Raw genomic sequence first — 23858 nt, 5'->3', positions numbered from 1 at the left:
CTCACAGAGCACAAGTCTCGCCTGGGTCGCTTGCGCTCCCCGGTCTCGCTATGCTGTCCTGCAGAGAGTAGGCACAGTACGCTCCGAATCATCCTGCTGCGGGCAGGGGCAAATGCCTTCGGATGCAACACAGAGAAGCTTTTGCCCCTGAACGCCCTTGCAGGCTGATTCTCCGCTGGGCAGGACAGCAAAGTCGCTGTTTTGGGTAAACGCTTCCCCTTTTCTCGAAACGAACATGAAATCACAAAGCTTCTAGGGAAATTTTTTATGTAACGACCCTGTGGAAAGGGTGAGGTCCGCAGGTTTTTCTTTCGAAAGGAATAAAGGCAACACTTCTAGGCCGGGAAGTGGATCAAATAACATCGAGTTGCTTGACTTTTTCCTGAGTTTGCTTCTCTTTTTTCAGGGACAAAAGAATCACCGTACCGATGATCAAGGCGGCTCCCGTCCATTCCGGGAAGCCGAAGGGGACGCCCAACCACCAGACTGCCGCAATGGCCGCGGACAGCGGTTCTGCACAGGAGAGCAATCCTGTTTCAGACGGCCGCAGGAAACGGAGGCTGTCCAAGTACAAAAAGAAAGGGAGAAGGGTTCCGAAAAGCACCACGACGGCGATCCACCCCCATGTCTCCCATCCCCAATGCTCCGTTCGAACCGCCCAGGGAGGATAAAGCAGGGAGAGGGCAAAGCCGCCGATCAACATGGCCCATCCCACCACCGTCCCTGATTCCCATCGTTGGAGCAACCCGGCGGGATACAAGGTGTAAAAAGCCAACGCGACGGCGGATCCCAGCCCCCAGATCAGGGCAGGCAGGGAAATGGACAGGGTCGACGGGTCCCCGCCGGTCACCAGAAGAAACGTGCCGGCAAGCGCTGACCCCACCGCCGCCCATTCCCGGCTCTCCGGCATTTTGCGCAGCCGGATGGCGAGCCAGGATGTCAGGAGGGCCGGCCCCAAATACTGGAGCAACGTGGCGGTTGCAGCGTTCCCCGCCGCGATGGAAGCAAAGTAGGTGTACTGGACGGCCAACATGCCGCAAACCCCCAACAGAAGCACTTGCCTACGGTCCCTGGGTGATCGCCAAAGAGACCATACTGCGTCGCTCCCGCTTCGAAAGAACATCCAGAGGAGCAGCAGAAATCCCGAAATGAAAAGTCGAACCGTCACCAACCAACCTTCTCCGACCCCCGCGCCGTGGAAAAGGTGCTGGGCCACGGTCCCGGAAAGACCCCACAGAACCGCGGCGACCAACACCATGATAAACCCACGGCCCCGCGACCGGGTCATGGTCTTCATCATGATCTTCCACCACCGGTGACCGTGCGCGAAACCGGCTGCTCGGTGGAAGGTGCGGAAGGGATCCGCTTCCGGTTGACGAACCAAACCCCGAGAATCATCAGGAGGGAGCCCGTCAACTGCATACCCGTCAACCGCTCCTCCAGCAGCAGAATGGCCAAAAACACTCCGGATACCGGTACGAGGTACATAAAGACCGCTGCCCGGGAAGCTCCGATCCGCTTCACTCCCCGATAGTAAAACCAATTGGCCAACACACTCGGAAACAGAGCCAGATAAAGCTGCAGGGCCCAGAAATCAAAACCGAGCTCCCCCCACTGGACGGTGCCGAAGCGGGGCAGGGCCACGGCTCCCAGCACCACCGCCCCCGTCAACATCGCGTAAGCGGTGACCGGAAAGGGATCCAACTCTTTTAACACCCGGTTTCCGTACAACGTGTAGACCGACCAACAGCCGGCCGCCAGCAGGAACAGAAGGTCGCCGGTCATGCGGGTGCCGTCAAAGCCGCCGGCCATGATCCCCGAAAAGAAGACCAAAGAACCCAGACACGAGAGACACAGACCGAAAACCTGCCGGCGTGTGAGAACCTCTTTCAGAAACAGGACGGCCAACAATGTGGTGAAAACCGGACTCATCGTGGGAATAATCATGCTTCCGTCTGAAGCCATGGAAAAATCGAGTGCCCGGAAAAAAAGCCAGTTGTATGCGGCCACCCCCGTCACCCCCAAAAAAAGCACGATCCCCCGATAGGCAGACGGGATCAACCGGTTTTCTTTTTTTCGGGTCCGGAGTATCAGCCACATAAAAACACCGCCCAATCCGAATCGAAAAAAGGCGGCCACCTCGGGGGGAACCGAACCCACCGCCACTTTGGATCCCACAAAAGCGCTCCCCCAGAAAACCGCCATCAGGGTCAGCAAGCCGTAGGTGCCGTTTCTTCCTGTCATGACCTCGCCTCCTTTTCTCCGCCCTCCGTGCCGGAGCACCGGATCTCCTCCGCCACCGTATTCATCGCACGAAGCCAGTTCTGCTTCATGACACGGGCCGCCCTTTTCCCATCCCCCGTTTTCAGGGCTTCGATGATGGCGCGATGCTCCTCCACCGAAGTTTGGGCGGGAACCATGGAGGGATCGAAAAAGACGAACTTCAGCCGTCGGATATGGAGCTGAAGAACCGAAGTAAAATCAGCGAGGTAGGGGTTCTCCGATGCCTCCACAATGGTTCGGTGGAACCGTTCGTCCCACTCCAAGGCCCGGTTGCGATCCCGGTCCTCCACGGCTTTGGCAAACTTTTCGTTGATCCCTTCCAGCTCCCGCACCGTTTCTTTTTCCATCCGGTCCGCCGCCAGTTCGGAAGCCAGAGAGTCCAATACCGCCAAAGGCGGATACAGTTGAAACACATCCGCTTCACTCAAACCGCTCACCTTGGTTTCCTTGCCGGGGTGCATCTCCACGAAACCCTGCAATTCCAACATCTGCAGCGCTTCCCGGACAGGGGTGCGGCTGACCCCGATCGCCTGGGCCAACTCCGAGTCCACAATTTTCTCCCCGGGTTGCAACGTCCCGTCGGTAATCCATTCCCGGAGGAGCGAGAACACCCGCTCCTTGGCTGATATGCGCCGGTACTGTTCCAAATCGCCGGGTATGGGCATCCTTCACCGCCTCCTCGCCGATCGTTGTTATATGCAATATATCGCATACCCCATACCGGAATCAAGATACGCACATCATAAAAAAAAGGACCGCAGGGAGCGATCCAACATCTTTATATCGCTTTCAAGTGACGGTCCGTGTCCTCAGGTACCTTGATAAACAACCTGGTTCAACAGGTCGAGAGCCTCTTTCTCTCCGATCCCTTTGACCAGGGCCAGTTCGCTGACCATAATCTGCATGGCGTCATCCAGCATCTTCTTTTCACCGGTTCCCAGTGGCTTTTGTTTATTGATGCGGATGAGATCACGGATCACTTCGGATCCTTTGTAAATATCCCCGGATTTCATTTTATCCATGTTGATTCGGTAGCGTTGGTTCCAGGCAATGGTGGAATCCGACTCTCCGTCATGCAAAAGATCCAGCACTTCCTCCATGGTTTCCTCATCCACAACCTGCCGGACTCCCGATTGTTCCATCTTGACCGAAGGGATCATCATTTCCATTTTCCCGAGAGACATTTTCAAAATATAATAAAGCTGCTTCTCTCCCAGAATTTCTTTCTCCTCGATGGCTTCGATCACCCCCGCTCCAAACAACGGGTACACCACTTTATCGCCGACTTTGAACAAACCGCCACCCCCTGGAGAATCTCTTATTATAAGGATAACACAGATGGCGTTCAATGTTGATTAAACCATACATATTATCACGAGCAGATATTATTCGGCAAGATATTGGTGATTCAAGGAACCGTGAACCGGGGTCATCGAAACGACTACTGCTGCCTTCCGCCGTTCGGGCTTTCACCCTGGAGAACATGACCATGCCGGGCACACTAACAAAAGGCACCCTCATTGGGGTGCCTGTCTCTGTGATATTCCCGTCAGATGGGCGTGTCAGGCCCGTAAGCTTCCAGTCGTTCTTTGACCCGCTTAAGAAAACGCCCCGCCATCAAGCCGTCCAGAATGCGATGATCCAGGGAGAGACACAGGTTGACCAAGTCCCGCACGGCAATCATGTCGTCGTGAATCACGGGTTGCTTCACGATGGATTCCATGGAAATGATCGCCGCTTGGGGATGGTTGATGATCGGTTGGGAGGCGACGGAACCAAAGGAACCGGTGTTGTTCACGGTAAAAGTCCCTCCGGACAAATCCTCCATGGTGAGTTTCCCGGCCCGGGTTTTTTCCGCCAGCCTGTGGACGGCTTTGGCCAGGCCGAGGATGCTTTTCTCGTCGGCATTCTTGATGACCGGGACATAGAGGGCATCCTCCGTGGCCACGGCGATGGAGATGTTGATCCGTTTTTTCAGGATGATCCGGTCTCCGCCCCAAACGGAGTTCAGGTAAGGAAACTCCTTCAGGGAATCGACCACCGCTTTAATGAAGAACGGCATATAGGTCAGGCTGATCCCTTCCCGCTTCTTGAAGTCTTCCTTCCGTTTCCCGCGAAGCTTCACGAGGCCGGTGACATCCGCCTGCACCATGGTCCAGGCATGAGGGGCCTCGTGTTTGCTGGTGACCATCCGTTGGGCGATGGTCTTTCGGACACTGCTGAGGGGAACTTCCTTGTCGCCCGGTTCCGTTTGCACGTCGGGTTGCTGCTGCTGAGCCGGTGCCGGTTGCCCGGTCTTTGCGGGTTGGGGTTCCTCTTTCTTTTCCGCCTTTTGGGCAGCTTCCGACCGGGCGCCGGTCTGGGGGAACTCGCCGGAGTCGATCAGCTTTTGGATATCCTTCCGGGTGATCCGGCCGCCTTTTCCGGTTCCTTCAACCTGCTCCAGGTCGATGGCGTGTTCCTGGGCCAGACGCAATACCGCCGGGGAATACCGGCGCTTCATCGATGAGTCCCCCGCGTCCGCATCGGATTTTGCCCTCTCCTTCCCTGCCGCCGGCGGCTCTTCCTCCGCAAAGGAGGCGGGGGGCGCCTTTTCGTGATCCGCCCCCTCTCCGGCTTCGGCCACCCGGCAGATGATCTCCCCGACTTCCACCGTCTGTCCTTCCCCGGTGACGATTTCGGTCAGAGTTCCCGCAACCGTGGCGGGAACCTCCGCGTTCACCTTATCGGTGGCCACTTCACAGAGAGGTTCGTATTTGGAGACGGAGTCCCCCGGTTGCTTCAACCATTTGGTGATGGTTCCTTCTGTCACACTTTCGCCCAGTTGCGGCATCGTAATATCCGTCGCCATCGTATACCTCCTCGCTGGGCCGGATCGGTGTCCGGCTGAATTCCGGAGCCCGGCTCAGAATTCCGCCAGTTCCCGGATGGCATTCGTTACTTTTTCGGGGTTGAGCATAAATTCTTTTTCCAAGGGCGGACTGTAGGGCATGGCCGGCACATCGGGGCCGGCGAGGCGCCGAACAGGAGCGTCCAGTTCAAAGAACGCCTGCTCGCTGATGATCGCGGATACTTCCCCGCCGAAGCCACCGGTCAGGTTGTCTTCATGAATGATCAGCACCTTGCCTGTTTTCGCCACCGCTTCCAGCACCGCTTCCTTGTCCAGGGGGATCAGGGTTCTGAGATCCAGGACATGAACACTGATCCCTTCTTTCTCCAGCTCCTCCGCCGCTTTCAGAGCAAAATGCAGAGTGAGGCCGTAAGAGATCACCGTCACATCGGTCCCTTCCCGCTTCACTTCCGCTTTGCCGATGGGGACGGTGTATTCTTCCTCCGGCACCTCCCCTTTGATCAGGCGGTAACAGCGTTTGTGTTCAAAAAAGAGAACCGGATCCTCATCCCGGATCGCGCTGATCAACAGTCCCTTGACATCGTGGGGCGTGGAGGGGGTGACGATTTTCAGCCCCGGTACCCCCGTGAAGATTTTCTCCACGCTCTGGGAATGGTACAGCGCTCCGTGCACTCCGCCGCCGTAGGGGGCACGGATGACCAAGGGGCAGTGCCAGCTGTTATTGGAGCGGTACCGCATCTTGGCGGCTTCACTGACAATCTGATTCACCGCCGGCATGATGAAGTCGGCAAATTGCATCTCCGCCACCGGACGCATCCCGTAGACAGACGCCCCGATGGACACACCCGCGATGGCCGATTCGGTGAGCGGGGTGTCCAATACCCGCTCCGGTCCGAACTCTTCGATGAGGCCGGCGGTGGCCCGGAACACCCCTCCCCGGACGCCCACGTCCTCGCCCAGCACGAACACGCGTTCATCCCGCTGCATTTCTTCCCTGAGAGCCTGGGTTACAGCCTCGATATAGGAAATAACCGGCATGATTTCCTCCTCCTATTCCGCGTAGACGTGAGTGTGGGTTTGTTCCGGATCGGGGTAAGGCGCCTTTTCGGCATATTCGGTGGCTTCATCCACCTCTTGGGCGATTTCCTTATTCAGGGCGCTTTCTTTCTCTTCGTCCATCACGCCCGCATCCATCAGGTATGCTTTGAACTGAACCAGGGGATCCTTCTTCCGGGCTTCTTCCACCTCTTCCGCCCTGCGGTAAGTCCGATCATCATCATCGCTGGAATGGGGGACCAGCCGGTAGGAAGAAGCCTCGATCAGGGTCGGGCCTTCTCCCCGGCGGGCCTGGTCTGCGGCGGCCTTCACCGCTTCAAACACGTTCAACGGGTCGTTTCCGTCCACCTGAACCCCGGGCATCCCGTAACCCTGGGCCCGGGCGGCGACGCTTCCCCCGGCCAGCTGTTTCTCCACCGGAACGGAAATGGCGTATTTGTTGTTTTCACACATAAAGATCACCGGAAGGTTGTGCACTCCCGCGAAATTGAGACCCTCGTGGAAGTCTCCCTGATTGCTGGAACCTTCCCCGAAGGTGGTCAGCGCCACGTGATCTTTCTTTTCCATTTTGGCAGCCAAAGCCACACCCACGGCGTGAAGCAGTTGCGTGGTGACGGGGCTGGAACCGGAGACGATGCGAAACCTGCGGTCGCCGTAGTGACCCGGCATCTGTCGTCCGCCGCTGTTGGGGTCCTCCGCCTTGGCAAATGCGGAAAGCATCTGATCCTTGGAGGATTGGCCGAAGACCAGCACCATCCCCAAATCCCGATAATAGGGGCAGAGCCAGTCCTTGTCCCGGTCAAGGGCAAAAGCAGCCCCCACCTGGATGGCTTCCTGTCCCTGACAGGAGATAACGAAGGGAATTTTCCCCGCGCGGTTTAACAGCCACATCCGCTCGTCGATCTTCCGGGCCAGCAACATGTAGCGGTACATATCCAGAACCTGTTCGTCCGACAGACCCAGCTCATCGTGTCGCTCGTTAGCCATAACGGATCCCTCCGATCCTTTTCCTGAATGGTTCGGTGTGCTCAAGAATGGATGGGCAGTCCTTCGAATGCCATGGTCACTTCCCCGTACACTTCCGACAGCGTCGGGTGGGGATGGATGGCCTGGGAGATTTCCCAGGGGGTGGCATCCATCACTTTGGCAAGCCCCGCCTCGGAAATCAGGTCGGTAGCGTGGGGACCGATGATATGAACACCGAGGATGTCTTCTGTCTTCTTATCGGCAACCAGTTTGATGAATCCGTCCGAATCCCCGAACACGAGGGACTTTCCCACTCCCTTGAAAGGAAACTTGCCCGTTTTCACTTCATAACCCTGTTCCTTCGCTTCTGCTTCCGACAAGCCGATGCTCCCGATCTCCGGCCGGCTGTATGTACAACGCGGCACCATCGTTGGATCCAGGGGATGGGGATCTCTTTCCGCCATGTGCTCCACCGCCAGGATTCCCTCATGGGAGGCCACATGAGCCAACTGGTACCCGCCGTTCACGTCTCCGATGGCATAAATGTGGGATTCCGCTGTCTGCAGGAATTCATTCACCCGAATAAATCCTTTTTCCGTTTGAATCGAAGTGTTCGCCAAACCGATATCTTCGGTGTTGGGTTGCCGGCCGACGGAAACAAGCATCTTTTCGGCCGCCAGAGTCCGGGTGTCGCCGCCCTTTTCCATCTGCAGGGTGACACGCCCGTTCTCCGCTTGGACCGACTCAGGCAACACCTTCGCTCCGGTCACGATATTTACCTTTCTCTTTTTCAACAGGCGGGTCATCTCTTTGCTCACGTCGGGATCTTCCTGCGGGAGGATCCGGTCCAGGTATTCCACCACCGTCACTTCGACCCCGAAGTCGTTCAACATCGACGCCCACTCAATCCCGATGACCCCTCCCCCCACGATCACGATGGATTCGGGAAGGGACTCCATTTCAAGAGCATGGTCGGAAAACAGGATGTGTTCCCCGTCCACCTCCAGCCCCGGCAACGAGCGGGGGCGGGATCCCGTGGCGATGATGACATGCTGCGGAACCAGCATTTCCGCTTCGCTGCCGTCGGTCTTTTCCACAGAGATCGTGCCCGGCTGCGGGGAGAAGATGGAAGATCCCAGGATTCGGCCGATTCCTTCGATCACGGTCACCCCGTTTTTTTTCAACAGGTGCTGAACCCCCTTGTGCAGCTGTTCCCGCACCCGGTTCTTCCGTTCCTGGACCTTTCCGATGTCCAGACGGAGGTCCCCCGCCCGGATCCCGTAATCTTCGCTGTTTTTCATGTCGTGATAGAGTTCGGCGCTCCTCAACAGCGACTTCGAGGGTATACACCCTTTGTGGAGACAGATGCCCCCCACTTTTTCCTTTTCCACCACCGCCGTCTTCATCCCGAGTTGTGCCGCCCGGATGGCCGCCACATATCCTCCGGGGCCGGCACCCAAAATGACCAGATCGTAATTTTCAGCCATCCGTTATCCCCACTCCCTTTTCCACTTTTCCGCTGGGGTAGATACGGGGCGCTTCTTCGCCCCGCACCACCCGCAGCGCCCCCTCCGCCAGGGCCTTCAGTTCGTTTTCCCCGGGGACGACGTAAACCGGAGCGATCCAGGAAGTTCGCCGTTCAATTTCAGAGGTGAATCGGGTGCCAAAAGCCAGTCCCCCCGTCAGTACGATCCCGTCCACTTCTCCTTCCAACACCGCGGAGTACGCACCGATTTCCTTGGCCACCTGATAGGCCATGGCCGTGTACACCAAGCGGGCCCGCTCGTCCCCTTTTTCGATCCTCTCCTCCACTTCCCTGGCATCCGTCGTTCCCAGATACCCCATCAAGCCGCCTCTGCCGACGATCATACGCATGATTTCACTGGCGAAAAATTTTCCGGAATAGCTGATCGCGACCAAATCGCCCACCGGAAGGGTCCCCGCCCGTTCCGGGGAAAAAGGACCTTCCCCGTGCAATCCGTTGTTTACGTCGATCACCCGCCCTCTCCGGTGGGCACCGACGGTGATCCCTCCGCCCATGTGGGCCACAACCAGATTGACTTCATGGTAGTTTTTTCCCATTTGGGCGGCAATGCGGCGGGCCACGGCTTTCTGGTTGAGAGCGTGGAAAATGCTGCGACGCTCGATTTCCGGCACACCGGAAATCCGTGCGATCGGTTCCAGCTCGTCGACCACGACGGGATCGACGATAAAGGCGGGAATGTTCAACTTCCGGGCGATTTCAGAGGCGAGTAAGCCGCCCAGGTTGGAAGCATGTTCTCCGAACTTTCCCGAACGGAGATCCTCCAGCATGGCATCGTTCACCCGGTAGGTGCCACCGGGGATGGGACGAAGAAGACCGCCCCGTCCCACCACCGCCCGCAGACGGGTGAGGTTGATTCCCTCCCTGTCCAGCGTGTCCAAAATGATTTGCTTGCGAAAGGGATACTGGTCAAACAGATCGGAATACCGGGCCAATTCCTCTGCATCATGCCGGAGGGTCTCCTCGAGAACCGCTTTTTCGTCATCATATACACCGATTTTGGTTGAGGTGGAGCCGGGGTTGATCGCCAACACCCGAATCGGTTCCTGCACGTGTGCCACACCCCGATCTGTCAACGAATCGTCATGTTGAGGATGTTTCGTTCATTCAGGAGGAAATGGCTCCGGGAATCGCGCATGGCACGAATCCGTTCTTCCGCCATCCGGGCCGCCGCCTTGTGGCTCGTAATTTGTTCCCGCTTGGAAATTTCAAAGATCCGGCTGATGGTGTGGTAGATGTTCTCCACCTTTTTCATCGCCCGTTCCCGGTTGTACCCCAGAAGTTCATCCGCCACGTTGATCAGGCCCCCTGCGTTGATGACGTAATCGGGGGCGTAAACGATTCCTTTTTCACTCAGACGGTCCCCGTGTTCCTCTTCTTTCAGCTGGTTGTTGGCGGAACCGGCAATCACTTTGCATTTCAGTCTGTCGATGGTGTCATCGTTGATGATGGCACCCAGAGCGCAGGGAGAGAAAATGTCGCAATCCACATCGTAGATGGCATCCGGCGCGACGGTTTCCGCCCCGAAGTCGTTCACGGCCCGTTCCATATTCTCTTTGTTGATGTCGGTGACGATCAGTTTGACCCCCTCATCGTGCAAATATTTGCAGAGGTGGTAAGCCACACTGCCGACCCCCTGTACGGCCACGGTTTTTCCCTGAAGGGAATCGTCACCGAATGCTTCTTTGGCGGCCGCTTTCATTCCGTGGTAGACACCATAAGCCGTGACCGGGGATGGGTTGCCGCTGGAACCGAAAGCCGGGGAAACGCCGGTGACAAAACGGGTTTCCTCATGGATCAGATCCATGTCTTCCACCGTGGTCCCCACATCTTCCGCAGTGATGTAACGACCGTTCAGCCCTTGGATAAACCGGCCGAAGGCACGAAACATCGCTTCGTTCTTGTCTTTTTTCGGATCCCCGATGATCACCGTCTTGCCCCCGCCCAGGTTCAAACCGGAGGCGGCCGCTTTGTAAGTCATCCCGCGGGCCAGGCGCAAAGCATCCACAATCGCTTCTTCTTCCGAATCATACGTCCACATCCGGGTCCCCCCCAGCGCGGGACCCAACGTGGTATCATGAATGGCAATGATCGCTTTTAATCCCGACTTTTCATCCTGGCAGAAGATCAGTTGTTCGTAATCGTATTTGGAAAGGGAATCAAAAATCTGCATGATGGACTCCTCCTTGATCGGTGTCACCTCATCCGGTCGGCCTCAAGGACGGCCAGGGCGATCGAGTGAAGCTTGGCTTCATGGGAATCCGCCCGGGATGTGAGCACGACGGGAACACTCGCCCCGAGAACCAAGGCGCCGATCTTGGCTTTGGCGAAATAAACCATCGACTTGTATAAAATATTGCCTGCTTCAATATCCGGTACCAACAACACATCGGCTTTGCCGCCAACCGGACTGTCAATCTTTTTGTGCCGGGCGGAGGCAACCGACACCGCATTGTCCAGAGCAAAGGGACCGTCGATGATCGCTCCCCGGATCTGACCCCGGCGGTTCATCTGGGTGAGGACCGCCGCGTCCAGAGTAGGGGGCATGTTCGGGTTGATCACTTCGACCGCCCCGAGAACGGCCACCCGAGGCTCCGTCAACCCGAGGGAGTGACACAGATCGATGGCGTTCTCCAATATCTGGACCTTCTCTTTCAATTCCGGGGCCAGGTTAAGAGCCGGGTCCGTCACATGGATCAACCGGTCGTATCCGGGAACTTCAAACACCGCCACATGGCTGAGAACTTTTTTTCCACGGAGACCGGTTTCTTTGTTGAGAATGGCCCGCAGAAAATCGGAACTCTGGACCATGCCCTTCATCACCACATCGGCCTGACCTTCCCGGACGGCCCGAACCGCATCGCGGCAGGCGATCACCGGATCCGGCTGGTGACTCACCGTGATGTCTTTCAGATCGAGACCCCGGGATTCGGCCCAATCACGGATCCGTGCTTCATCCCCGAAAAGAAGAAAGTCTGCGATTTGTCTCTCTTTTGCCTCAAGGACCGCCTCCAACACTTCATGATCGTCGGCCGCCGCGACCGCTGCCGTAATGGCGGGCAGGGATTGCGCCTGTCTCAGAACTTGTTCAAAACTGCGTATCGTTTCCAACACATCCACCTCATTCCGACCTTGGCTGCATTCATTTACAGTGATGAATCAAGTCTATTTTTCTTCAAAAGGCCGGCCCCCATGCAATCAACGCAAACTCTGTGCCAAAGAATGAAAACAAAAAGAAAAACCGCCTGCTTGCGGTCCCGTCGAAACAGCCAGGAATCCCCACCGGTCGTCACCTGCAAAAATCTGCAGAAGCATTGATCGTTTTTTCCTGCAAAATATTGCAGACTATCGGTCATGGCTGCTTGCTCTTTGGCTCCCGATCCCGTACCGCTCCAGTTTATAGTACAGATTCCGCACCGAAATGCCCAGCCGGCGGGCAGTTTCCGTCTTATTCCCTTCCGCTTCCCTGAAAACGCGCAGGATATGATTCCGCTCGGTCCTAGCGACCACTTCGGACAGCGTTTCCCCCCCGGACACGGGTTCCTCTTCCGCGGGAGACCCTGTAAAACCGGGGACCGGTTTGAATGGAAAGAGATGGCGTTCCCGGATTTCCCGTTCCTGAACATGCATGTGAATCATCGCCCGTCCCAGCACATTTTCCAATTCCCGGACGTTTCCCGGCCAGGAATAGGATTCCAACACCTTAAGAGCGTCCGGACGCAGTTCCGTCACATTTCGACCGTATTCCTGGTTGAACTTTTTCACCAGATGCAAGGAAAGGGCGTACAGGTCTTCTTTCCGCTCTCTTAAGGGCGGAATGTGGATGGGGAGAACATTCAGCCGGTAATAGAGATCTTCACGGAACCGTTTTTCCCGGATGGCCCTTTCCAAGTCGACATTGGTGGCGGCAATGACGCGGACATCCACCGGGATCGCCTTGGTTCCTCCGACCCGGGTGATCTCTTTCTCCTGCAACACCCGAAGCAATTTGACCTGGGTGGAAGAAGACAGCTCCCCGATTTCATCCAGGAAGATCGTCCCGCCGCTCGCTTCCTCAAAAAATCCTTTTTTTCCGCCTTGCCGGGCCCCCGTGAAAGCTCCTTCCTCATACCCGAACAGCTCGCTCTCCAGAAGGCTTTCCTGAATCGACGCACAATTGACCCGGACGAATTGGTTGTACTTGCGGCTGCTCGCATTGTGGATCGCATGGGCAAATAACTCTTTCCCCGTGCCTGACTCTCCCCGGAGCAGGACCGTCGCTCGCGTCCGGGCTCCCTGCCGCGCCTCCATCAGAGCGGCTTTCATGCCCTCGCTGACGCCGATGATATCATCAAAGGTGTATTTGGCTTCCAAGGTGCGGATAATGCGGCGGGCCCGCTCCAGTTCCCTGTAGAGTTTTTTGATCTCCGACATATCATGGATGATGGCGACGCTCCCTTTCAACTCCCCTTCCACAGTGATCGGTGCTGCATTGACCAACACGTCCTTGCGGGCCGGACCCACTTTCATCGGGACCCCCCGGACCGGTTTCCCGGTCCTCAGGACTTTCATATGCATGCTCTCCCCTTCGGAGATATCCGTATCAGCGGGCTTCCCGATGACATCGGCGGGAGAGAGACCCGTCAGCCGCGTATACGCAGGATTGATCAACACCCCGAGACCTTCGGTGTCGACGACGGAAATGGCATCGTCGGAAGAATCGATGATGGCGGACAGTTGGCTCTTCATGCTCTTCAGATCCGTCACCTGCTGGGCGAGGGCGGTCACCTCGGTGATGTCCCGGAACACGGCGACGGCTCCGATGACCTTCCCCTTCCGATCGGTCACCGGTTCCCGGTTGGAAACGATTTTTTTCCCGTTGGCCAGTTCAAGGGAACGGTTCAGTTCCGGGCGCCCGGTCTCCATCACCCGATCCAGCCGGGAGCCGGGAAGCACCTCTTTGATGTCCTGTCCCGTCACATCTTCTCCCCGGCCCCCGATCAACCGCTCCGCCGCCCGGTTAAACAGGGTGATGCGCCCTTCCCGGTTGACCGCGATCATCCCGTCGTGGGTGGAATTCACAATGGCGTCCAACTCCCTCTGACGCCTTTTCCATGCTTCGAACCACCGCTCCTTCTCCGCGAGCAACTGCATGATCAGGTTGGCCACTTCTCCGGAGACCACCAGGGTGGACTGCCCCTTGATATGGCACAAATGCCGGTAAACCTCCGCTTTCCCCGTCACCTCCAGGATGACGTCCGGATTCTCTTTCACAAAGGGGAGTGCATCCTTCCCCGTGGGGATGCCGTGCTTTTGGGCTTCGTGGATCGCCGGTGCCTGTTCGTTCACATCGATCACACCGGTTACCCGTACCTGGTCCAGTTGCAAAAGGGTTTTCAAAAAGGCGGTTCCGCCCTTTCCACCGCCCACGATCAGAAAACGTTTCATAACCGCCCCTCCGTTTCCGATTCCGCTATTATGTTAACATATCTTTTCGAAAAGGATCCGGGCTTGGCATTTCAAGGATGAATGCGGTACGATAGGGACCAGGACAAAGGGGTGGAAAATCATGATCTATCAACGTCTGTTGGCGATCGTCCTGCTGTGCATTCCCGGTGCCGCCGGCATCTACGGCTGGACTCTGATGAAGGACGTCATCTTCAACGCCCTTGCCGGGGAACCCTTTGCCTGGTTCCCTTTTATCGGCGGATTGATCCTTTTTCTGGGCGGTCTCTCTTTCGTGGCGGGCTTCCTCTTTTACCGCGACGCCAAAAACAATTATGTTCAACCGATGCTCCTTCCCCGCAGAAAAAAAAAGCGGAAGAACCACTCCGGAAACGACATTCCGAAACCATAAATCCCTCCCCACGATACGGAAAAAGGGTTTCCCGGCCCCGGGAAACCCTTTTTCCATTTTTGATGCACGTGGGCTCACGCCCCGCCCAGCTTTAACTTATGCGGGACGATTTCTCTTTATCCCCGTTTGGGGCCGATTTCCCTCAATTCTTCCACGGGAACCGTCTTTTCATCATCCGGTTGGTTGCGGGTATACACCCGTGCCGTCTCCCTCGACTCATCCAGGTTTTGAATCCAAACCGGCACTCCGTTGTGATGCACTTCGATCTCTTGCGGGGACTCCACGATCTGTCGGGCTCTCAGAATGTTCATGTCGCTCCCTCCCTTCCCGGTTTCAGCCTGTTTCAATCGCTTCCTTTTTATACTGAAGAGCGCCTTTTTTTGATTTTCCCTGCATGGTACAGTAGGTAAGAATCCCCCATGAAGGAGGACCGGTGAAGTGAACGAACGTTTGAAACGTGTGGGCCACTGGCTCGAAGAAAAGGGAGCGGACCTGGCTTTTATCCAGGATCCGTCCAACCTGTTCTATCTGTCGGGGTTCGAATGCAACCCCCACGAACGGGTGGTGGGGTTGATTGTGCTGCCCGGAAAAGAACCGTTCATACTCTGTCCCCGTCTCGAAGAGAATCGGTTGAAAGCCTCCGGCTGGCCCTTCAAAACCGTTGGCTACCATGATACGGACAACCCCTGGAACCAGCTCCGAAGGGAACTTGAAATCCGGGGGGTGGACGGGTTCCGTACCATTGCGGTGGAGAAGGAGCAATTGTCCCTGGCCCGTTCCGAAGCACTTGCGGACCTGTCACCCGCCGCCCGGTTCATTTCAGTCGCCGAGGAACTGGAACGCTTGCGGCAGATCAAAGACGAACAGGAGATTCTTCTGTTAAAGGAAGCGGCAAAATGGGCGGATTACGGAGTGGAAAAAGGAATCGAAGCTTTGTCGGAAGGCGTGACCGAATTGGAAGTGGTCGCCGCCATCGAGCATGAGTTAAAACGAAACGGAATCCGGCAAATGTCTTTTTCCACCATGGTTCTCTTCGCCGAAAAGTCCGGCGACCCCCACGGAACTCCCGGGACGCGGCGGCTTCGGGAAGGGGATTTGGTTCTCTTTGACCTCGGTGTGGTGTGGAAGGGGTACTGTTCCGACATCACCCGGACCGTGGCTTTTCGCTCCATCCGGGAAGAAGCGGTTCGGATATACGACACGGTACTGGAAGCACAGAAAGCCGCTCTCAAAGTCTGCCGGCCCGGTGCCCGCATGAGGGACATCGATCAGGCAGCCCGTGATCGGATCAAATCCGCCGGTTACGGAAACCTTTTTCCCCATCGGGTGGGTCATGGCCTTGGACTGGCCGTACACGAAACCCCATCGATCCACGGCGGGAATGATGACGTATTGACGGAAGGCATGTGTTTTACCGTGGAACCCGGCATTTACGTCCCCGGCCTGGGAGGCGTTCGAATCGAGGATGATGTGGTCATCACGCGGGAAGGACATGAGCGGTTGACCCGATTCCCCAAAGAACTGCAAATTATCACTTGAAAACCACGGGTTTCCCGTGGTTTTTTCATTCCAGCCTCCCCAGACGGTCCAGGTAAGAGAGCAGACGGTTTTTCTCAATCAGCCGGGTCAGGGAAACCGTTTCACCGATATAATGACCGGCCAACAGCAGCGCCGTCCATAAGAATACCAACCACAACGGTGAAACCAGAGCCAGCCACATGCCGAGTTGGATACCCAGAAGGTTGGATCCGCTGTCTCCCAGCATGAATCTGGCGGATAAATCCCCTTTGAGAACCGCCGAGGCCAAACCCAGAAGCGGCAGGAACAAGAGGGTTTCCCCCCGCCCCAACCCGACCAGGAACAAAGCCGCCCCCGCCACCAGATAAAATTTCAAGGCTCTCCCCGGCCGGAGATCCAGCAGATTGACCCAGTTGGTCATTAATCCGATCAACAGGGTGTGCATCAGCCAGACTTCCCCTCTTCCACCGGACGTCACGGCAGCCGCAACCACTGCCGCCACTCCACCTCCCGCCGCCTTCAGAAACCCGGTGGTGAATCGGCCTTCTTTCCAAAGCGTCCGAAAATGTCCGGCAAAACCTTTATCCCGGTGGTTTCCCATCGTATCATCCAGCCATCCGAGAAAAACGACCGTGATCGAAGCCGCGAGCGTTGCAGCAAACAACGAATACGAAAACAAGGGGATCCATTGAGCCAGCCCCAGTACCACAGCATCCAGCATCAGAAAAACCACTGCCAAAAAACCGCCATAGGAAGTCGCAATTTTTTCCCCTTTGTAGTTGACGGCGGTCACACCGGCATGAAGAAGAAATTCCCTTCCGGTATCCAGGGTCCATCTCCCCGTCAGATAGGAAATGAGCAGCACGATGATCGAAAGAAAAGTGATCACGCCGGTTGCCTCCAGAGATGGATCAAGGTTTTCAATATGGAAACGAACTGTTTTCCCCGGTGGAGAAAGCCCTTCAGGTCCCGACCCGTCTCCCGGTGGTTCATCGGCAAGGGGATCTCTTTGACCGAATATCCGTTCTTAAGGGCCCGAACCGTCATTCCCACTTCCACCCCGAACCCTGGAAATGCACGGCCGATGTGGGTCATCAACTCCCTGGTCACCGCCCGTTGCCCCGATAACACGGCTTCCAGGTGGTATCCGGTCAAGCACCGGACGCCCGAGCGGGCCAGCCCCTTCACCAGCCCGAACCCGCCTTTCTTTTGTGAAGCGGGAAAGCGGGCGATGGTCATATCGCTCTCTCCCTTCAACACCGGTTCCAGCAGGGCCCCGCATAACCGGGCGTGTTCCTTCAGGTCGGCGTCGATGAAGAGAAAAACGGTACCCGTCGCATAATTCACCCCTTGGTTGATCGCCTCCCCTTTGCCGACATTGCGCGGGAGGGAGACGACGCAGTCCGCATACCGCCGGGCTTGTTGGGCCGTCGTATCCTTGCTGCCGTCATCCACCACGATAATTTCGTCCACTTCCCGAATCCGCCGGAGTGCCTTCAATGTCGAGCCGATCCTTTGTTCTTCGTTGTAAGCGGGAACCACCGCACTGACAACCGCTTTTTTTTTCATGATGCCGCCTCACTTCCCGGGTTGGTCACGTTTTCGATCAGATCGATCAGTTGAGAGGTTTGCACGGGTTCCCCCATAAACGGCCCGCGGAAGAAATAGAGTCTCCTCCCCGCTTCGGCGAAAACCGGCTGATCCGACCGGGTCCTCTTAAGGATCAGGGGACCCGTATAAGACATCCGGATCTCCTTTGCCATGCCTTTCAGCCGGGGGTTTTTCAGGAGGGGATCATTCAACAGGATGATGGCATCGTACCGATTTGGAAGTGCCGGGAAACGGGTCGGGCGGTCCGCCGTTCCATCCGCCATTCGGATGGCCTGTTCCAGCTCTTCGGCTTCCCGTTCCGATCCGCCGAAAACCAAAACATGCCGTCCTTTCAACCGGCCGCGGACCGCTTCATGAAACAGGGATTCGTTTTGTTTTTTCAAACGTTGCATCCGCCGCTCCTGTTGTTGGAGGGTTTTGCGTAATTGTCCGCTTTCCGTGGACGCCTGATCGATTCTCGCTTCCAGACGGCCCACCAGGTCCCGTTCCATCTGTTTGAGCCAGGGCTGACCCCCGATCCCCCCGAGCAGAATCCCGATCCCCAAGGAAAGGAAGACGGCGCTGATCCAAATGAGAAACATGCGGGTCGAAATCATGGCATCACACCCAGGAGAAAAATATTTTGAGATTCAACCAAAGCAGTTTGACCACTTGAACAAACCGGGGGTTGACCGAGGCATAGGCAACCACGGGAACGGTGGAAGCGGACAAAAGGACCAGCAGACCCCCGGTGACCGGTCGTTCACTTCCGCTGTACAAGTAGCTGACTCCTTTAGCATCCACCAGGCGGGGACCCACTTTCATCCTGGCCAGCAGAGTGCTGGCCATTCCTTTCCTTCCTTTTTCGAGAAAATCCACCGTATTGGAATGAGAGCCGAGCATGACAATCCGTTCGGCCCCTTTTTGATGGGCCAACAGCATGGCCACGTCTTCACTGGTTCCCGGGTAAGGAAGGACATGGGCCGTCAGCCCCAGACACTCCACCCGTTTTAAACCCGGTGCCCGGCCGTCCGGATAAGCGTGGACGATGAGTTCCGCTCCCGACATCAGGGCCCGGTCCGTCACTGAATCCATATCTCCCAGGATGATATCCGGTTGAAACCCTTGTTCCAGAAGAGCGTCGGCTCCTCCGTCCACTCCGAACAAAACGGGATTCCGCTCACGCACAAAAGAACGGACCGCTCCAAGGTCCTCTTCATGTCCTCCTCCCCTTACGACCACCACCGCATTCTTTCCCCGGATGGGAGTCGTGAGAACGGGAACGGGCAAGGGACGGTTCAGCATCGGTCGTTCCCGGTCGGCATAACGGAGGGTATTATCGACAAAGGAATCGAGGGTTCCTTCAAAGTTTTTCGCCGCCTCCTTCATTCTTTCCAGCCAGATCTCCCGCGTCATCCGGCATCCGGAAGCGACTTCCGTCCAGGGCCCTCCCGACCGTTTCCGATAGAGACGGTTTCCGTCAAGACAAAGCGGGTCCCCCTCGTTCACCCACTCCATCACCTCTTCCCCCACTCCGTCCAAGAGTGGGATTCCCGCCTGAAGCAGCCGTCCAGGGCCCCTGGTCGGATAGCTTCCCCCAATGGAAAGGGCTGCGTTCACCACCCCTTTCACACGGCTTTTGATCAAGGCCTCCGCCGCCACTTCATCCAGATCGACATGGTTGATCACCGCAATCTGACCCGGGCGGATCCGGTGAATCAGGCGTTTCGTTTTGGAATCCACCGCCGCAGTGCCGTGGCAGATCCGTTTTCGGGAAGAGATAGACCGGTGAATCATCCGGCGGACTCCTTTGTCTCCAGTATGGCTGTTTTTAGTATGGGAGTCTTGCCCCCGCCTCATACGCCGGCATGGGTTCCAAAGTGAGGGTGAACACGGTTTTCCGGTTTTGCGAATCCGTTTCATTTTCCGTATGGGTCATCCGATATCCACGTCAAATTTCCTCAAAAAAATAACATCCCCTTGATCACAGGGGATGATAAACCGGACTCACCTCAGCCGACTTTGTGCTCGATCCGGAGTTTGTCGGCCACCATGGCGATGAATTCGGAGTTGGTGGGTTTGGCTTTGCTCACATTGATGGTGTAACCGAACAACTTTCGGATGGACTCCATATTTCCGCGGCTCCATGCCACTTCGATGGCATGGCGGATGGCCCGTTCCACGCGGCTGGGAGTCGTGTTGTACTTTTCGGCGATCCGGGGATACAGCGTTTTGGTGATGGCCCCGAGCAGTTCCACCTCGTTATACACCATGGTGATGGCTTCCCGAAGGTAGAGATATCCCTTGATGTGAGCGGGTACGCCGATTTCATGAATAACGTTGGTGATGTGGGCGTCCAGATTCTCCGACCGGGATCCTCCCGTTGAGGCGGCTTTGCCCTGGCCGGAAGTAACCGGCCGCCCTTGCATTTGCCGGATCCGATCGGTCAGGACGTCCATGTCAAAGGGTTTGAGTATGTAATAAGCGGCGCCCAGCTCCACCGCCCGTTGGGTGATGTTTTCCTGTCCGAAAGCGGTCAGCATGATGATTTTGGGCATCGGCCCCGGGCGAACGTTCAATTTTTCCAGCACACCCAGACCATCGAGGTGAGGCATGATAATATCCAAAACCAAAACGTCCGGTTGTTCCCGATCCAGCAGTTCCATCACGTCACGGCCGTTGTATGCCATTCCGATCACTTCAATATCTTTCTGGGAGTCGAGATGTTCTTTTAAAAGATCGGCAAACTCGCGGTTGTCGTCGGCCAAAATCACACGCATCTTCTCCAAAACCGGCCCCTCCCTCATCTGATTCAACCTTTTGGGTATTATCCAAGGCTTCGACAAGAAAAGGGGCCATTCCTTCTTTTGAAGTTGACAAAAATAAACAGCGGGATGGATCCCCGCTGTTTTCAAAATGCCCGCATCTTTCAACATCCATTCGATATAGGTGCCGTAGCCGGAAGTGGGGTCATTGACAAAAACATGAGTGACGGCCCCCACCAGTTTTCCTTCTTGTATAATGGGGCTCCCGCTCATCCCCTGAACGATTCCTCCGGTTTTGTTGAGTAACCGGGGATCGGTGACTTTGATGATCATGCCTTTGGTTGCGGGAAATTTTTGGTGAATGAGATGGACGATTTCAATGTCGTACCGTTCCACCTTTTGTCCTTCCACCACGGTAAGAATCTGGGCGGGTCCTTCTTTGACCTCTTCGGCCAATCCGACGGGAATCGCTTGATGAACCTTACCCATCTTCGGTTGTTCTTTTATCGTTCCGAAGATACCAAACTGGGTATTGTGCCGAATGATGCCAAGGTTTTGGTTTTCCCGGAAGATAATCGCCCGTTTCTCTCCCGGTTCACCTGTTTGACCTTTTTGGATGGATGTCACGCTGGATTGTACCACGTCTCCACCTCCGACCCGGATCGGCTGGCCGGTGTCGATATCGGTGATGACATGTCCGAGCGCCCCATACAACCCTTTTTCCGGATCGTAAAAAGTCAGGGTGCCCACCCCCGCTGCGGAATCCCGAACATAAAGCCCGATGCGGTATACATCGCCGTTCAGATCCTTGGCAGGTTTCAGAAGCACGGTTTTCTTCTTTTCTCCCCGTCGAATCACCGTCCTTACCGGCCTTTTTTCATCTCCGGCTTTTTTAACCGCCCGGGCAACTGACGGTACGCCGTCAACCGGTCGTCCGTCCATCTTCAAAATGTAGTCGCCCACGCGGATATCCGCTATGGCCCCCGGAGAAGCCTCACCTGTTCCGACTTTGTGGTGCCCCACCACCAATACGCCTTCGGATTTTAATTTCACCCCGATGGACTGGCCCCCGGGGATGACTTTGATATCGGGCAAAACCTTGACACTCATCCTCTTCAGGGGCAGCTTGCCGAACAATCGCAAGGTCAATTGAGTCTGCCCCAGATGGTGGGACAATAGTGTAAACGGCCGGTTCAAATGGATGTTCACGGGAGATTCACTGGCCCCGTTGACCGACAACACGCCGGGGTTGGCGACGGAAACAGTGGCCGTGGCCGGAAGCCCCAACCGGAATTCCTTCAGATTACCCGAGAACAAACGCATTTCCGAGGGAAGGGCCATCAACTGACGAAACGGTGTGCTGCATCCGCCCAGCACCAATAATAAGACCAAAAACATGCCTGCCCATTTCTTTGCTCTTTTTTTGTGCCCCACGAACTTCACTCTCCTGCTTCCTGCCTACACCTCCACCTCGATGTCTCCATCGTACTGTTAAGGTTTCCGCGCCCGAAACCATTTATGTCACATAAATCATTCCTTGATTGCCGTCCCGCATCTCAAGTAAAAAACCCTGACTTTAAGCCAGGGGTTTTTCTTACATCGCTTTTTTGGTTTTTTCCGCCAGGCGCAGCATCTCCAAAGCGTGGTTCCGGGTGGTGTCGGTCACTTCGACGCCACCCAACATACGAGCCAGTTCCAGGGTTCGCCCTTCTTCTGTCAGCAGCCTCACCCGGGTACGGGTTTTCTCCGTGTCGCTTTCTTTGAAGATGTAAAAGTGAACATCTGCCATGCAAGCCACCTGGGGAAGGTGAGTGACGCAAAGGACCTGACCCTTTCGGGCCAGGCGGGCGATTTTTTCCGCGATCGCCTGAGCGGCCCGGCCGCTGACCCCGGTATCCACCTCGTCAAATATCAGGGTGTTGGCCGATCCCTCCAGTTCGGAGAAGATGCTTTGGATGGCCAGCATAATCCGGGACAATTCCCCGCCCGATGCGATCTTGACCAGGGGACGAAGCGGCTCTCCCCGGTTGGGCGAGATGAGAAACTCCGGCTGGTCGATCCCGTTGGAAGTCAAGACAGGCTCTTCACCCTGATGAAAAGCGACCGAGAACCGGGTTCCCCCCATATTCAAATCCGACAGTTCCTTTTCCACTTCACGTTCCAAGGCAGCGGCGGCATGACGGCGGAGGCGGCTCAACGCCTCCGCCTTCGCCTTCACCTCTTGATACAACCGGTCCCTTTTTTCTTCCAGTTCCGCTTTCTTCTCGTCCCGGTGCTCCAATTGATTCAATTCCTGTTCCGCTCTTTGACCGTGTTCGAGGACTTCACGGACGGATTCCCCGTATTTTCGCTTCAGTTCATCGATCAAGTGAAGCCGTTCTTCCACCTGGGCGAGACGGTCCGGGTCGAATTCCAGATTGTCCCGATATCTTCCCAATTGCCTTGCGGCTTCTTCCACCTGAAAATAGGCGGATTGCACCATTTCGAGGACTTCCTGCATGGAATCGTCCACCCGGACAATCTCCTCCAGGTTCCCGATCGCTCCGTTAAGCAACTCCGCTCCCTGCCGTTCGCCGTAAAGGGCCTCGAAGGCATGGGCCGTGTTCTGCATCAGGTGTTCGGCATGGGCGAGGCGGCTTTGTTCCTGCTCAAGCTCTTGGTCTTCATCCTCCGTCAACCGGGCGGCTGCGATCTCGTCCCGTTGAAAGGTCAGAAGATCGATTCGCTGAGCCACCTCTTTTTCGTCGGCGTTGAGCTGCTCCAGTTCCCGGGTCGTCTTCCGGTATTCCCCGTACACCTTTCGGTATCCGTTCAAACAGTCCCGAAGTTCCTTTCCCCCGAAAGCATCCAGCCAACGGAGGTGTTCTTCCACCTGCAACAGGCGTTGGTGTTCATGCTGGCCGTGAATATCCAACAGCCGTTTTCCCACCTGTTTCAACATGGCCAGCGTAACGATCTGGCCGTTGATCCGGCAAGTGCTTTTTCCGTTCGAAGATATATCCCTCCGGATCAGGAGGTTCTCCTCATCCGATCCCAAACCCAGTTCTTCCAACACCTCGCAGGCCGGATGCCCCCCGGGAAGCTCAAACAGGGCTTCCACCGTCGCTTTTTTCGCGTTATGGCGAACAAAATCGGCGGAAGCGCGCCCGCCAACCACCAGGCTGAGGGCATCAAAAAGGATGGATTTCCCCGCCCCCGTTTCCCCGGTCAGCACGTGAAACCCCTGATCAAAGGTCAGATGGACCTGTTCGATGATCGCAAAGTCACGGATCGAAATCTCCCGCAGCATCGCTCACCCACTCCTGGAAGTATTGTGAAAAAGTGAACGGCGGCATTTACCCGAAGCTGCTCCGGTTGCACTCACAGAGCACAAGTCTCGCCGGGGGTCGCTTCACTCCCCGGTCTCGCTATGCACTCACAGAGCACAAGTCTCGCCGGGGGTCGCTTCAC

The 23858-nt window shown here is 56.3% G+C and carries 21 protein-coding genes; 2 read left to right on the top strand and 19 right to left on the bottom strand.

The annotated features are described in order from the left end of the window. Nucleotides 1-352 precede the first annotated feature (352 nt). The 12 genes from C8P63_RS16555 to C8P63_RS16500 form a co-directional block, all read right to left on the bottom strand. Nucleotides 353-1297, bottom strand: coding sequence for an EamA family transporter (locus tag C8P63_RS16555; protein ID WP_108025989.1), 945 nt, complete (start codon nt 1295-1297; stop codon nt 353-355). Continuing rightward, the gene (locus C8P63_RS16550) at nt 1297-2244 is read right to left on the bottom strand and encodes a DMT family transporter (protein WP_108025963.1); all 948 of its coding nucleotides are present in this window, start codon (nt 2242-2244) and stop codon (nt 1297-1299) included. The genes C8P63_RS16555 and C8P63_RS16550 overlap by 1 nt, the downstream gene beginning before the upstream one ends. Continuing rightward, nucleotides 2241-2948 (bottom strand): GntR family transcriptional regulator, encoded by a 708-nt coding sequence (locus C8P63_RS16545; protein ID WP_108025961.1) that lies wholly within the window; start codon nt 2946-2948, stop codon nt 2241-2243. The genes C8P63_RS16550 and C8P63_RS16545 overlap by 4 nt, the downstream gene beginning before the upstream one ends. 144 nt (nt 2949-3092) lie before the next feature. Continuing rightward, a complete protein-coding gene (locus C8P63_RS16540; RefSeq protein ID WP_108025959.1) occupies nt 3093-3578 on the bottom strand; it encodes a CarD family transcriptional regulator in 486 nt (161 codons plus the stop codon). 254 nt (nt 3579-3832) lie between these two features. Beyond that, complete coding sequence (locus C8P63_RS16535; RefSeq protein WP_108025958.1) at nt 3833-5134, bottom strand: dihydrolipoamide acetyltransferase family protein; 1302 nt, start codon at nt 5132-5134, stop codon at nt 3833-3835. Between the two features lie 54 nt (nt 5135-5188). After that, nucleotides 5189-6172 carry an alpha-ketoacid dehydrogenase subunit beta gene (locus C8P63_RS16530; RefSeq protein WP_108025956.1) on the bottom strand — a complete coding sequence of 328 codons (984 nt, stop codon included), beginning with the start codon at nt 6170-6172 and terminating at the stop codon, nt 5189-5191. A gap of 12 nt (nt 6173-6184) precedes the next feature. After that, a complete protein-coding gene (locus C8P63_RS16525) occupies nt 6185-7177 on the bottom strand; it encodes a thiamine pyrophosphate-dependent dehydrogenase E1 component subunit alpha (protein ID WP_108025954.1) in 993 nt (330 codons plus the stop codon). Nucleotides 7178-7218: 41 nt separating this feature from the next. After that, the gene (gene lpdA / locus C8P63_RS16520; protein ID WP_108025952.1) at nt 7219-8643 is read right to left on the bottom strand and encodes a dihydrolipoyl dehydrogenase; all 1425 of its coding nucleotides are present in this window, start codon (nt 8641-8643) and stop codon (nt 7219-7221) included. Beyond that, on the bottom strand, nt 8636-9751 hold the full coding sequence (gene buk / locus C8P63_RS16515) for a butyrate kinase (protein WP_108025950.1): 1116 nt from the start codon (nt 9749-9751) through the stop codon (nt 8636-8638). Before buk ends, lpdA begins: the two co-directional genes overlap by 8 nt. A gap of 20 nt (nt 9752-9771) precedes the next feature. Further along, nucleotides 9772-10872 carry a Leu/Phe/Val dehydrogenase gene (locus tag C8P63_RS16510; RefSeq protein WP_108025948.1) on the bottom strand — a complete coding sequence of 367 codons (1101 nt, stop codon included), beginning with the start codon at nt 10870-10872 and terminating at the stop codon, nt 9772-9774. Between the two features lie 23 nt (nt 10873-10895). After that, complete coding sequence (ptb, locus tag C8P63_RS16505; RefSeq protein ID WP_108025987.1) at nt 10896-11801, bottom strand: phosphate butyryltransferase; 906 nt, start codon at nt 11799-11801, stop codon at nt 10896-10898. A gap of 243 nt (nt 11802-12044) precedes the next feature. After that, nucleotides 12045-14126, bottom strand: coding sequence for a sigma-54 interaction domain-containing protein (locus C8P63_RS16500; RefSeq protein ID WP_108025946.1), 2082 nt, complete (start codon nt 14124-14126; stop codon nt 12045-12047). Between the two features lie 121 nt (nt 14127-14247). Between C8P63_RS16500 and C8P63_RS16495 the strand changes: the two genes are divergently transcribed. Next, the gene (locus C8P63_RS16495) at nt 14248-14535 is read left to right on the top strand and encodes a DUF2627 family protein (RefSeq protein ID WP_108025944.1); all 288 of its coding nucleotides are present in this window, start codon (nt 14248-14250) and stop codon (nt 14533-14535) included. 116 nt (nt 14536-14651) lie between these two features. Here C8P63_RS16495 and C8P63_RS16490 read toward each other — a convergent pair whose 3' ends face one another. Continuing rightward, a complete protein-coding gene (locus tag C8P63_RS16490; protein ID WP_108025942.1) occupies nt 14652-14846 on the bottom strand; it encodes an H-type small acid-soluble spore protein in 195 nt (64 codons plus the stop codon). Nucleotides 14847-14973: 127 nt separating this feature from the next. Here C8P63_RS16490 and C8P63_RS16485 point away from each other — a divergent pair, with 127 nt between their 5' ends. Then, nucleotides 14974-16074, top strand: a complete 1101-nt coding sequence (locus tag C8P63_RS16485; protein ID WP_108025940.1) for a M24 family metallopeptidase — start codon at nt 14974-14976, stop codon at nt 16072-16074. Nucleotides 16075-16099: 25 nt separating this feature from the next. On the opposite strand, the gene C8P63_RS16480 is transcribed toward C8P63_RS16485, so the two are convergent. The 6 genes from C8P63_RS16480 to recN form a co-directional block, all read right to left on the bottom strand. After that, nucleotides 16100-16942: a hypothetical protein gene (locus tag C8P63_RS16480; RefSeq protein WP_108025938.1), complete on the bottom strand. Its 843-nt coding sequence runs from the start codon at nt 16940-16942 to the stop codon at nt 16100-16102. Continuing rightward, nucleotides 16939-17622: a glycosyltransferase family 2 protein gene (locus C8P63_RS16475; RefSeq protein WP_108025936.1), complete on the bottom strand. Its 684-nt coding sequence runs from the start codon at nt 17620-17622 to the stop codon at nt 16939-16941. The genes C8P63_RS16480 and C8P63_RS16475 overlap by 4 nt, the downstream gene beginning before the upstream one ends. Then, entirely contained in the window at nt 17619-18260 is a 642-nt protein-coding gene (locus C8P63_RS16470) for a copper transporter (RefSeq protein WP_108025934.1), read from the bottom strand. Before C8P63_RS16470 ends, C8P63_RS16475 begins: the two co-directional genes overlap by 4 nt. Nucleotides 18261-18264: 4 nt before the next feature. Then, the gene (gene steA, locus C8P63_RS16465) at nt 18265-19440 is read right to left on the bottom strand and encodes a putative cytokinetic ring protein SteA (protein WP_108025932.1); all 1176 of its coding nucleotides are present in this window, start codon (nt 19438-19440) and stop codon (nt 18265-18267) included. A gap of 215 nt (nt 19441-19655) precedes the next feature. After that, nucleotides 19656-21842, bottom strand: coding sequence for a SpoIVB peptidase (gene spoIVB, locus C8P63_RS19935; protein ID WP_342748097.1), 2187 nt, complete (start codon nt 21840-21842; stop codon nt 19656-19658). Between the two features lie 160 nt (nt 21843-22002). Next, entirely contained in the window at nt 22003-23697 is a 1695-nt protein-coding gene (gene recN / locus C8P63_RS16450) for a DNA repair protein RecN (protein WP_108025930.1), read from the bottom strand. Nucleotides 23698-23858 lie beyond the last annotated feature (161 nt).

It is taken from the genome of Melghirimyces profundicolus (assembly GCF_003054245.1).
In the GTDB taxonomy this organism is placed as follows: Bacteria; Bacillota; Bacilli; order Thermoactinomycetales; family DSM-45169; genus Melghirimyces; species Melghirimyces profundicolus.
The sequence above is the reverse complement of the archived record's forward strand: the minus strand, read 5'-3'. Positions and strand labels throughout refer to the sequence as shown.

Bases quoted from the DNA above. Each gene is read 5' to 3' on its own strand.
- lpdA (WP_108025952.1), bottom strand. From the start codon at position 8,643: ATGGCTGAAAATTACGATCTGGTCATTTTGGGTGCCGGCCCCGGAGGA.
- C8P63_RS16535 (WP_108025958.1), bottom strand. From the start codon at position 5,134: ATGGCGACGGATATTACGATGCCGCAACTGGGCGAAAGTGTGACAGAA.
- C8P63_RS16530 (WP_108025956.1), bottom strand. From the start codon at position 6,172: ATGCCGGTTATTTCCTATATCGAGGCTGTAACCCAGGCTCTCAGGGAA.
- C8P63_RS16525 (WP_108025954.1), bottom strand. From the start codon at position 7,177: ATGGCTAACGAGCGACACGATGAGCTGGGTCTGTCGGACGAACAGGTT.
- C8P63_RS16495 (WP_108025944.1), top strand. From the start codon at position 14,248: ATGATCTATCAACGTCTGTTGGCGATCGTCCTGCTGTGCATTCCCGGT.
- recN (WP_108025930.1), bottom strand. From the start codon at position 23,697: ATGCTGCGGGAGATTTCGATCCGTGACTTTGCGATCATCGAACAGGTC.
- C8P63_RS16475 (WP_108025936.1), bottom strand. From the start codon at position 17,622: ATGAAAAAAAAAGCGGTTGTCAGTGCGGTGGTTCCCGCTTACAACGAA.
- C8P63_RS16545 (WP_108025961.1), bottom strand. From the start codon at position 2,948: ATGCCCATACCCGGCGATTTGGAACAGTACCGGCGCATATCAGCCAAG.
- C8P63_RS16510 (WP_108025948.1), bottom strand. From the start codon at position 10,872: ATGCAGATTTTTGATTCCCTTTCCAAATACGATTACGAACAACTGATC.
- C8P63_RS16550 (WP_108025963.1), bottom strand. From the start codon at position 2,244: ATGACAGGAAGAAACGGCACCTACGGCTTGCTGACCCTGATGGCGGTT.
- C8P63_RS16555 (WP_108025989.1), bottom strand. From the start codon at position 1,297: ATGAAGACCATGACCCGGTCGCGGGGCCGTGGGTTTATCATGGTGTTG.
- C8P63_RS16490 (WP_108025942.1), bottom strand. From the start codon at position 14,846: ATGAACATTCTGAGAGCCCGACAGATCGTGGAGTCCCCGCAAGAGATC.
- C8P63_RS16500 (WP_108025946.1), bottom strand. From the start codon at position 14,126: ATGAAACGTTTTCTGATCGTGGGCGGTGGAAAGGGCGGAACCGCCTTT.
- steA (WP_108025932.1), bottom strand. From the start codon at position 19,440: ATGATTCACCGGTCTATCTCTTCCCGAAAACGGATCTGCCACGGCACT.
- C8P63_RS16470 (WP_108025934.1), bottom strand. From the start codon at position 18,260: ATGATTTCGACCCGCATGTTTCTCATTTGGATCAGCGCCGTCTTCCTT.